This is a genomic window from Amorphoplanes digitatis (assembly GCF_014205335.1).
GTDB classification, from domain to species: Bacteria; Actinomycetota; Actinomycetes; order Mycobacteriales; family Micromonosporaceae; genus Actinoplanes; species Actinoplanes digitatus.
In genome coordinates, this window is the sequence record NZ_JACHNH010000001.1 from 563277 (window position 1) to 572842 (window position 9566).

Here is a 9566-nt window from a genome sequence, read left to right on the forward strand (position 1 = left end):
CCCCCGAACCCTGCCGCCTCGACCTGCTAGAGGGTCAAGTGTCGTCGTCCGTGACGAGCAACTCGCCCTGGTCGTCGCCGATCATCGTGCCGCGGACGGCACGGGCGTTCAGGCTGTACCGGAGGTCCCCGCCGGGGCGGGGGTCGCCCCGCACTGCGACCGGCACCGCGATGGCCCGCATGCCGGGGCGCACGGTCGCCACCCACGATCTCACCGCGGGCTCCCCGCCGGCGAAGGTGGTGAGGAAGAGCCGCACCCGGCCGTGGCCACGCCCGGTCACCCGGGCCGGGATCCGCCATACGCGTACGCCCGAGTCGCCCTCGGCGCCGCGGGCCTCGCCGAGGTCGATGCGCGGCAGCGGTACCGCCGCCGCCTCGGGCGTGCCGGGCCGCCAGCCCCAGGCGTCGAGGAGCACCGCCCGCCCGTCCGCCGTACGCGGGGTGAACTCGATCTTCGCGACCCGGCCCCGGAATCCGCCGAGCGGCACCCGGACCTCCTGCGCCCAGGCCGTCGTCGTCCCCGCGCTGCCGGGCAGGCCGTCGAGGCTGACGTCGCCGAGGCCGGTCCGCGCCCCGCCCGGACCGACGAGCGCCACGCCGAGCCGCGTACCGGCGGTGTTGGGCGGGACGATCAGCCGCAGCGTGAGCGCCCGGGCGCCGGCCAGCCCGGCGGGGGAGGCCGGTCGCACGGTGACCGGGGTGCCGGGCGCCGACCAGGCCAGTTCGAGGGCGTACCGGCCGGCCTCCGGGCGGATGTCGCGGTACGGCACGAAGTGCGGGGAACCGGTCGTCCACCGGTAGAGGCAGGACCGCGCCGGGTCCCGGCCAACCTGCGCGCAGATCCGGCCGCCGGTGACGCGCACGCCGGGTGCCGGCAGGGCCGCCGGCGTGCGCCCAGCGCCCAAAGCGTGGCTGAGCACCCGGGCCGGGTCGGCCGACCTCGCCCGTACGCCGGAGCCGTCGAGCAGCGGCCGCACCCGGTCGTCGCCGCCGACGGCGAGCCGGGCCGCCGCGGCGATGTAGGTCGCGCCGGCGCTCTGCTCCTGCCGTGCGGTGAGCCGCGTCGCCCGCCCGGCCGAGCAGACCGGGTCGTCGCCGGCCTCGACGTCGTCCTGGGCGGGCGCGGCCGACTGCCCGGGCGTCCACTCGGTGTTGAAGAAGTTGTGGTTCGCGCCGATCACGTACAGCGAGCTGTGCAGCGCCCGGCCGGCGCCGACGCCGCGGGTGGCGTCGATGTATGCCTGGCCTTGCAGGTCGGAGACGTCGTTGTCGCAGCCGGGGAGGATGGTCGCGGAGGGCACGTCCGGCACCGGGTTGTGGCCGAACATGGTCGGGCCGATCAGGAGCAGTCCGCGGATCGTCCAGCGGACCCGTCCGTGGTATCCGTCCCGCGCGGCGGGTGGCGGGGTGAGCGTGTCCATCGCGGCGCGGCTCACGCCCTCGCCGCCGCGGGAGTGGCCCATCAGGAAGACCTTGGACATCGCGGCGCGGGGTGCGGCCCGGACGATCGCCGGTGCGCCCGCGCGGCCGGCGCCGGCCCAGTCGGCCCAGCGGGCCAGGTGCAGCCGCACGAGCGCCGAGCGGGCCTGCGCACCGCCGTCGTCGGCGTCGCCGTCCTGCGCGTTGACGCCGTTCGCGGAGACGGAGACGGTCACGTAGCCCTGCGAGGCGAGCAGCCGCTGTGCCTGTAGGTAGCCGCGGTAGCTCGGGATCGGCCGGTGGTCGCGCTCGCACGGCCAGGAGTCCGTGACCGCGTCGGGGTCGCTGCCGCGGTAGCAGGTCGAGTGGCGCCCGTGCAGGAACAGCGCGAGCGGCCGCCGGCCGGGTGCGCCCCGCGGCGCGACAACGACGGCCCGCATCTCGACCGGCCGCGGCAGGCCCGGCAGCCGGACGCCGGGCAGGGAGTACTCACCGGTGACCGTCGCATGTGGCCCACGGACGCCCGGGTCGGCGGGGTTCGGCGGTAGGGGCGCGGGCAGGGCGACCCCGGCGGCCCGGTCGCCGGCCGCTGCGGCCGCGTCCAGGCGCCGGCCGCCCGCGCGTACCTCCAGGTCGTCCAGGCGCGCGGCGGCATCTATCCGCAACCGGAACGTCCGGCGGTCGCCTGCCTCGGCCGGGCGGCCGAGCGACCGGCCGCCCGCGAAGAACTCCACCGCCGCGTCGCCCGTCGGCACGTGCGCGGGCGCCCGCCAGGTCAGCACGTCACCGGTGCGCGACCAGCCGTTCGCCGCTGCCCGCACCGGTGAGCCGATACCGGTGATGAACGCGGAGGCAAGCGCCACCGCCACGATCGCCGTGCGCATCGAGTGCCCTCCGAACCCCGTCGGCGGGTGCGACGCACCGATGATCCCATTCGCGGGTGATCGGCTATGGCGGAATCGGAGGATGCGCCCCGCAGGGGTCAGTCGTTGGCGTGCAGGGCGGCGTTGAGCTCGACGCCGGTGCCCTTGCGGGGCCGCGCCTCGAGCGCGCCGGTCACCGAGTTGCGCCAGAACAGCAGGCCGTTGACCCCGGACAGCTCGCGGGCCTTGACGACCCGGCCGTCCGGCAGGGTCAGCTTGGACCCCGCGGTGATGTAGCAGCCGGCCTCGACCACGCAGTCGTCGCCGAGCGAGATGCCGATGCCGGCGTTGGCACCGAGCAGGCTGCGCTCGCCGATCGAGACCTTGTCCTTGCCGCCGCCGGAGAGCGTCCCCATGATCGAGGAGCCCGCGCCGACGTCGGAGCTGTCGCCGACGACGACGCCCTGCACGATGCGGCCCTCGACCATCGAGGTGCCCAGCGTGCCGGCGTTGAAGTTGCAGAAGCCCTCGTGCATGACGGTCGTGCCGGCGGCCAGGTGCGCGCCGAGGCGGACCCGGTCGGCGTCGGCGATCCGCACGCCCGACGGTGCGACGTAGTCGGTCATCCGCGGGAACTTGTCGACGCCGAAGACCGAGAGGTGCCGGCCGGCGGCGCGCTCGATGAAGCGCAGCTCGTCCACCCGGTCCGGCGGGCACGGCCCGGCCGAGGTCCAGGCGACGTTGGCCAGCATGCCGAAGATGCCGTCGAGGTTCTGCTCGTTCGGCCGCACCAGCCGGTGCGACAACAGGTGCAGCCGCAGGTACGCGTCCGAGGCGTCCTTGATCGGGTCGGCGAGCGAGCCGACCTCGACCCGGACCTCGACGGTCGACAGGCCGGTGAGCGCCTTCGGCCCGGCGAGGCCGGCGGGCAGCGTCGGCGCCTGAGCCGGTGCGGCGCCGAGACCGAGGAACCCGGCCGGGAACCAGGTGTCGAGCACCTGCCCCTCGGCGGTGACGGTGGCGAGGCCGATGCCCCACGCGGGCGAGGTCGAGATCGCGGTACTCACACCGCGAACCCTACTAGGTACTCACCTTCCGGTATCCCGGGCGTCGATGATCGCCGCGACGGCCTCGAGCCAGCGCGCGAACGACTCGTCGGCGCCGTCCGCCTCGGCGGCGACCGCGAGCCACGGCCGGACCAGCGCCGACTGCTCCGGCGTCGGCAGCGGCTCCGGAAGCCGCGCCGCGTAGCGTGCGCCGCCCCGGCGCACGAGCTCGGCGAGGAAGCTCAGCGACCGCGGCCGCACCCCGGCCAGGCCGGCCTGTATCGCGGCCGGGACCGCGCACCCGCTGACCATCCCGCCGGCGGCGCCGGGGCCGCGCATGCCGCCCGCGAGCAGCGCCGCGACGTCCACGCCCGCCAGCTGATCCTCGTTGACCAGGCTGGCCCGGCTCATCCGCGCGCCCTCTCCGGCAGCCGCACCGAGCTGGGCGTGCTGGGTATGTCGGGATCGACGCCGTTCACCTGCCCGGCGACGAACTCGTGCTCGGTGATCCAGTAGGTATAGCCCCACGGGTTGTAGAGCTGGAGCCGGTCACCCGAGTGTCCGATCACCATCAGCTGGTGCGTCTCGCCGTCCTCGCTGGTGAACAGCGGCACGGGGTAGCCCTCGTCGACCGCGCGCTCGATCGAGGGCACCGTCGCCGCCCGGGCCGCCCGGTCGTCCAGCGCGACGTCGTCGTAGCCGGCGCCCGAGCGCGGGGCGATCTCCTGGTCGGCCACCGCCGCCGACTGGCCGGACGTCATCCCGTCGCCGCCGAAGTGTTCCTGGAACCAGCTCCGGCCGTCGTCGTAGATCTGCGCCTGCTCGTCGCGCAGCCGGTCCGCGAACGCCGCCGGGTTGTCGAAGGCCGGGTCGCCGGGGTGGCCGCCGGTGGTGAGCCGGAGTGCGTACGGCGGGTCGATCTCGGCCCGCGCCGTCACGGTCGACGCCACCACGCAGGTCGGTGCGGCGCCCTGCTCCCACTCGGCGGCACCGAACGTCGTGAAGTCCTTTCCCGGCGCGGGCTCGCCGTCCATCGGCAGCGGGCTCAGGTGCTCGTCCAGCCAGGCCGGGTCGTCGCCGTGGCCCGCGATCAACTGGTCGAACCGCGCCACCTGGTCGACCGGGTACCCCGCCGCCAGCGTCTTCAGCAGGTACGCCCGGTGCTCCGGCGAGCGCGCCGCCGCCAGCAGGCCGGTCATCCGTTCCCGGTCGGTGCCGCCCATCGCCGACAGGGCGGCCGCCGCGCGCTCGTCCATCGCCGTCGTCAGCACCGGCGGGTGCGACGCGGCCGTCCGCGTCCGGCCCGCGCCCGCGATCACCACCTCGTCGACCGCCGACAGCGGCGAGTCGCTCAGCCGCCCGGTCCGGGCCTGTGTCCCGATCTCGTGCAGCGCGGTCGCGAGGTCCTCGGCCGCGGCGCGCACGGCGATGTGCCGGTCCACCCGGCCGTCGATCGCGCCGATCGCCCGGGCGTGCTGGCGGCGCATCGCCTCGCCCTCGTACCCGGGGCCGGGCAGCGCGCCCCAGGTCATCGCGCCGACCGTCGTCGCGATCTCCGCCAGCGTGCCGGCGGCGGCGCGGTCCGCGCCCTCGCCCTCCACCGGCCCGGCGTGCCGCCGGAGCAGGTCGCCGATCGCGTGGAACGCCGTCGACGCCCGGAACATGTCGTCGGTCAGCGCGCGCAGCGCCTCGTCCGCGCTGACGTGGGTGTCGCCCGCCCAGACCCGGCTGATGCCCTCCCGGACCAGGGGACCCGCCGCGTCCAGGGCCTGCTCCACGGTCTGCGCGACGGTGTCGCAGTGGTCCGCGATCGCGCGCAGCTCGCCGGCGTCCCCGCCGAAGCCGGGCACCGCTGCGGCGCCGCGGCAGGCGTCGGCGAGATCGTTGGCGCCCCAGATCCCGTACGCGTCGTGGATGTCGTCCTGCGCGTCCTGTAGCCGGTCCAGGTCGTCGCTCATCGGGTGCCGGCCAGTCGCCCGGCGCCGCGCGCGTCGGCGGCGTCGTAGCCGGCGGCCGCCGCGTCGAGCGCGTCGGCAAGCTGCCGCGCGGCCTCGGCGAGCACCTCCAGCTCCCGGCCCCACGCGGCGACCGCGGCCCGGTACGGGCCCGGCGTCGTGTACGCGTCGAACGCGCCCGCGACCAGGTAGTCGCGTTCGGGACCGCCGGCCTGGATGCCGGCCCTTCTGAGCTGTTCGGCGACCTCGTCCCGGAGCCTCTTGGCGGCCGTCCGAAGCGATGCCGTATCGACCTGCATGGTGTGCGCCTCCCATCACCGGCGCGAAGGATCCTAATGGGAAACCACGGCCCGTGTCGGCTCCGTCTCCCTCCGCGCATTGCGGCCGGACCTCATGTCCGGGCGGTAATGTGCCGCTCATGGCCAACCCGCTGACCCCTGACGTGCTCGTCGACCCCGTCGCGCTCACCCGCGCGCTCGTCGACATCGAGTCCGTCTCCCGCGACGAGAAGGTCATCGCCGGCCACGTCGAGGACGTGCTGCGGCGGCTTCCGCACCTGAGCACCGAGCGCCACGGCAACACCGTGATGGCCCGGACCGACCTGGGCCGCGGGCGGCGGGTGGTGCTCGCCGGGCACCTGGACACCGTCCCGCTCAACGACAACTTCCCGTCGACGGTGGTCGACGACCTGATCTACGGCTGCGGCACCTCCGACATGAAGTCGGGCGTCGCGCTGGCCCTGCACCTCGCGGCGACGCTGCCCGAGCCCGGCTACGACGTCACCTTCCTCTTCTACGAGGCGGAGGAGATCGAGTCGCGGTTCAACGGGCTGCACCTCGTCTCGCAGGCGCACCCACAGTGGCTCGAGGCCGACTTCGCGGTGCTGCTCGAGCCCACCTACGGCGTGGTCGAGGCCGGCTGCCAGGGCACGCTGCGGGCGACGGTGCGCACCGCCGGCCGCCGGGCGCACACCGCCCGGGCCTGGCGGGGAGTGAACGCTATCCATGCGGCAGGCGAGGTGTTGCGACGCCTCGAGGACTACCGTCCGCGCACGATCGTCCTCGATGGCTGTACGTACCGTGAGGGCCTCAACGCGGTCGGGATCAGCGGCGGCGTCGCGGGGAACGTGGTTCCGGACGAGTGCGCGATCGATGTCAATCTGCGCTTCGCACCGGACCGCGACGAGCGGCAGGCGGCGGAGCACCTGCACGAGGTATTCGCGGGCTTCGATCTCGAAGTGACCGACTCGGCGCCCGGCGCGATGCCGGGGCTCGCCTCTGAGCCGGCCCGGGAGTTCCTTGCGGCGGTCGGCGCGGAGCCGGAGGCCAAGCTGGGCTGGACGGATGTCTCGCGCTTCGCGGCGCTGGGCGTATCGGCCCTCAACTACGGTCCCGGCGATCCGCTGCTGGCGCACACACAGGACGAGCACGTGGAGATCGGCAAGATCCGGGACGGCGCGGCAACCCTGTACCGATGGCTGACCGCGTACGAGTGACGGGCCTGCGGCCGGTCAGAGCGGGTCGGCCGCCGGGCGCGGAATCTCCACGGTGGTCTCCGGGTCGAGGGCGGCCTCGACGGCCGGCGGAGGCAGGGCCAGCGCCATGCGCCGTTCCTCGACCACCAGCCGGATGCGCCGCTGCATGCGGCGCTGCATCTTCATGCGCTCGTAACGGTTCATCACGGTGGCTCCTCTGCCCAGATGCCCGGCCGGGGGCCGGGCGCCGTGTCTGCGCCGTGCGGGTTCGTAACTGTACAGACGCTCCGGAGCTACCGTCCGTTGTTTCAATCTGGCAAAAAGGTCGCGACGTCGCAATCCTCTTGCCGAAACCCAACCGGTTATTCACCGGTTACGGACCGTCCGCACTACGGTGGGTGCCATGACGGACAGCACTGACGGTCGCAGGCGCGTACCCCGGGAGCGTCATCGCGGCGCCGTCACGCTCCGCCACGAATCGATTCCGCTGAGCACCGCCGACGAGAAGCTGCTCGACTCACACCACCGTGGCGAGTGGAAGACAAAGGACGCCTGGCGTGCCCTGCGCATCCTGTCCGAGTTCGTCGAGGGCTTCGACACCCTCGCGGACCTGCCGCCCGCGGTGAGCGTCTTCGGCTCGGCGCGCAGCGAGCCGGAAAGCCCCGAATGCCGGCTCGCCGCCGACCTGGGCGCCGCCCTGGCCGAGGCGGGCTACGCGGTGATCACCGGCGGCGGCCCGGGCGTGATGGAGGCGGCGAACCGGGGCGCGACCGAGGCCGGCGGGATGTCTGTCGGGCTCGGCATCGAGCTGCCGTTCGAGCAGGGCCTCAACGGCTGGGTCGACATCGGCATCGACTTCCGCTACTTCTTCGTCCGCAAGACCATGTTCGTGAAGTACGCGCAGGCGTTCGTGGTGCTGCCCGGCGGCTTCGGCACCCTGGACGAGCTGTTCGAGGCGGTCACGCTGGTGCAGACCCGCAAGGTCACCCGCTTCCCGGTGATCCTGATGGGCACCGATTACTGGGGCGGGCTGCTCGACTGGATCAAGGGCCGGCTGCTCACCGACGGCAAGGTCGGCCCGAACGACCTGGACCTGATCCGGGTGACGGACGACGTGCAGGAGGCCGTGCAGATCATCGTGGGCGCGGACGGGCCGCAGGCCGAAGACGGAAGCCGGTGACGTGGCGGCCGTCTGCGTCTTCTGCGCGTCCTCCAGCAACCTCGACCGGCGCTGGCTCGAGCTCGCCGCCCAGCTCGGCAAGGCGCTGGGTCCGCGCGGACACACCCTGGTGTCCGGCGGCGGCCGGGTCGGCATGATGGGCGCGGTCGCCGACGCCGCGCGGGCCTCGGGTGCGCACACGCTCGGCGTGATACCGCAGTACCTGGTGGATCTCGAGGTCGCGGACACGGCGGCGGACGAGCTGATCGTGACCACCGACATGGGCGAGCGCAAGAACATCATGATCGACCGCTCGGACGCGTTCATCACGCTGCCCGGCGGCCTGGGCACACTGGACGAACTCTTCGAGGTGTGGACCACGGCGACCCTTGACCTGCACCACAAGCCGATAATCCTGGTGAACACGGCCGGCTTCTACGACGGCCTGCTGAGCTGGCTCGACGGGCTCGCGGACACGGAATTCGCCCGCCGCCAGGCGCTCGACCGGCTCGTGGTGGTCGACTCCGTCGAGGCCGCCCTCGACGCGATCCCCGCGGGAACCTGACTCTCCGCGCCGATCGACGATCGTCCGCGGGCCCGCGCGTGGAAGAATTCCCTCCATGCCCCCGCAACGGGCGACCCTGCTCCAGGTCGCACAACGCGCCGGCGTGTCCCGCAGTACGGCGTCGTTCGTCCTCGCCGGACGCCACGTGGACATGCGGATCTCCGAGGACGCCCGGCAACGGGTGCTACGCGCGGCACAGGAGCTGGACTACCGGCCCAACCTCATGGCCCGGAGCCTGCGCACGAAGGTCACCAAGACCATCGCGCTGGTCTCCGACACGCTCGCCTCGGACCCGTACGCCGGCCGCGCCATCCACGGCGCCCTCGCCGCGGCGATCGCGCACGGCCACCTGCTCTTCATCGGCGAGACCGAGGGCGACGCGGTCGTCGAGGAGAAGCTGATCTCCGACTTCCTGGACCGGCAGGTCGACGCCTTCGTGTACGCGAGCATGTTCACCCGCCACGTGCGCGTGCCGAAGCTGCTCAAGGGCCATCCGGTCGTGCTGCTCAACTGCCTGACCCGGGGCGCGACGCCGGCGTACCACTCGGTCATCCCCGACGAGGCCGCGGCCGGCCGCAGCGCCGCCGAGACGATCGTCGGGCATGGCCACCGCGACGGCATCCACCTGGTCGGCACCACGGCACGGCACGTCTTCGCCGGCCGCGAGCGCCTGGCCGGGATCCGCGAGGGCCTCGCGGCGGCCGGCACCCGGCTGTCCGGGACGATCGACTGCGACTGGTGGCCCGACTCGGCGTACGAGGCGGTCACCGGGGCCCTGGCCGCCGGCCCGGCGCCGAAGGCACTGATCTGCCTCAACGACCGGGTGGCCCTCGGCGCCTACCAGGCGCTGCGCGAGGCGGGCCTGGACATCCCGGGCGACGTCTCGGTGCTGTCCTTCGACGACTCCGAACTGGCCGCCTGGCTGCGCCCGCAGCTGACCAGCATCTCGCTGCCGCACTACCAGCTCGGCTGGCGGGCGGTCGAGCTGCTGCTCGACCCGGCCGGCCACGCGCGGCCGGAGATATGGCGGCTGCCGATGCCGGTCCGGGACCGCGCCTCCATCGGAACGCCCTGATCGGTATCCGT

10 protein-coding genes are annotated in these 9566 nt (G+C 73.9%); 4 read left to right on the plus strand and 6 right to left on the minus strand.

Annotated features, from left to right (window positions below):
• Positions 1–34: 34 nt before the first annotated feature.
• From BJ971_RS02655 to BJ971_RS02675, 5 genes are all read right to left on the minus strand, one after another.
• Complete coding sequence (locus BJ971_RS02655; RefSeq protein ID WP_184989439.1) at positions 35–2302, minus strand: hypothetical protein; 2268 nt, start codon at positions 2300–2302, stop codon at positions 35–37.
• Positions 2303–2400: 98 nt separating this feature from the next.
• Complete coding sequence (dapD, locus tag BJ971_RS02660) at positions 2401–3348, minus strand: 2,3,4,5-tetrahydropyridine-2,6-dicarboxylate N-succinyltransferase (RefSeq protein ID WP_184989442.1); 948 nt, start codon at positions 3346–3348, stop codon at positions 2401–2403.
• 21 nt (positions 3349–3369) lie between these two features.
• Positions 3370–3738 carry a hypothetical protein gene (locus BJ971_RS02665; protein ID WP_184989445.1) on the minus strand — a complete coding sequence of 123 codons (369 nt, stop codon included), beginning with the start codon at positions 3736–3738 and terminating at the stop codon, positions 3370–3372.
• Positions 3735–5285, minus strand: a complete 1551-nt coding sequence (locus BJ971_RS02670) for a hypothetical protein (protein ID WP_184989449.1) — start codon at positions 5283–5285, stop codon at positions 3735–3737. Before BJ971_RS02670 ends, BJ971_RS02665 begins: the two co-directional genes overlap by 4 nt.
• Entirely contained in the window at positions 5282–5581 is a 300-nt protein-coding gene (locus BJ971_RS02675; protein ID WP_184989452.1) for a type VII secretion target, read from the minus strand. The genes BJ971_RS02670 and BJ971_RS02675 overlap by 4 nt, the downstream gene beginning before the upstream one ends.
• 119 nt (positions 5582–5700) lie before the next feature.
• On the opposite strand from BJ971_RS02675, the gene dapE reads away from it, so the two are divergent.
• The gene (dapE, locus tag BJ971_RS02680; protein WP_184989455.1) at positions 5701–6777 is read left to right on the plus strand and encodes a succinyl-diaminopimelate desuccinylase; all 1077 of its coding nucleotides are present in this window, start codon (positions 5701–5703) and stop codon (positions 6775–6777) included.
• Positions 6778–6792: 15 nt separating this feature from the next.
• Here dapE and BJ971_RS02685 read toward each other — a convergent pair whose 3' ends face one another.
• The gene (locus BJ971_RS02685) at positions 6793–6960 is read right to left on the minus strand and encodes a hypothetical protein (RefSeq protein WP_184989458.1); all 168 of its coding nucleotides are present in this window, start codon (positions 6958–6960) and stop codon (positions 6793–6795) included.
• A gap of 199 nt (positions 6961–7159) precedes the next feature.
• On the opposite strand from BJ971_RS02685, the gene BJ971_RS02690 reads away from it, so the two are divergent.
• From BJ971_RS02690 to BJ971_RS02700, 3 genes are read left to right on the plus strand one after another with little or no spacing between them, the layout of a single operon-like run.
• Positions 7160–7936: an LOG family protein gene (locus tag BJ971_RS02690; protein ID WP_184989461.1), complete on the plus strand. Its 777-nt coding sequence runs from the start codon at positions 7160–7162 to the stop codon at positions 7934–7936.
• Between the two features lies 1 nt (position 7937).
• A complete protein-coding gene (locus BJ971_RS02695) occupies positions 7938–8480 on the plus strand; it encodes an LOG family protein (RefSeq protein ID WP_184989464.1) in 543 nt (180 codons plus the stop codon).
• A 55-nt stretch (positions 8481–8535) separates the two neighbouring features.
• Positions 8536–9555: a LacI family DNA-binding transcriptional regulator gene (locus BJ971_RS02700; protein ID WP_184989466.1), complete on the plus strand. Its 1020-nt coding sequence runs from the start codon at positions 8536–8538 to the stop codon at positions 9553–9555.
• Positions 9556–9566 lie beyond the last annotated feature (11 nt).

Bases quoted from the DNA above. Each gene is read 5' to 3' on its own strand.
- dapE (WP_184989455.1), top strand. From the start codon at position 5,701: ATGGCCAACCCGCTGACCCCTGACGTGCTCGTCGACCCCGTCGCGCTC.
- BJ971_RS02675 (WP_184989452.1), bottom strand. From the start codon at position 5,581: ATGCAGGTCGATACGGCATCGCTTCGGACGGCCGCCAAGAGGCTCCGG.
- BJ971_RS02685 (WP_184989458.1), bottom strand. From the start codon at position 6,960: ATGAACCGTTACGAGCGCATGAAGATGCAGCGCCGCATGCAGCGGCGC.
- BJ971_RS02655 (WP_184989439.1), bottom strand. From the start codon at position 2,302: ATGCGCACGGCGATCGTGGCGGTGGCGCTTGCCTCCGCGTTCATCACC.
- BJ971_RS02700 (WP_184989466.1), top strand. From the start codon at position 8,536: ATGCCCCCGCAACGGGCGACCCTGCTCCAGGTCGCACAACGCGCCGGC.
- BJ971_RS02670 (WP_184989449.1), bottom strand. From the start codon at position 5,285: ATGAGCGACGACCTGGACCGGCTACAGGACGCGCAGGACGACATCCAC.
- BJ971_RS02690 (WP_184989461.1), top strand. From the start codon at position 7,160: ATGACGGACAGCACTGACGGTCGCAGGCGCGTACCCCGGGAGCGTCAT.
- BJ971_RS02665 (WP_184989445.1), bottom strand. From the start codon at position 3,738: ATGAGCCGGGCCAGCCTGGTCAACGAGGATCAGCTGGCGGGCGTGGAC.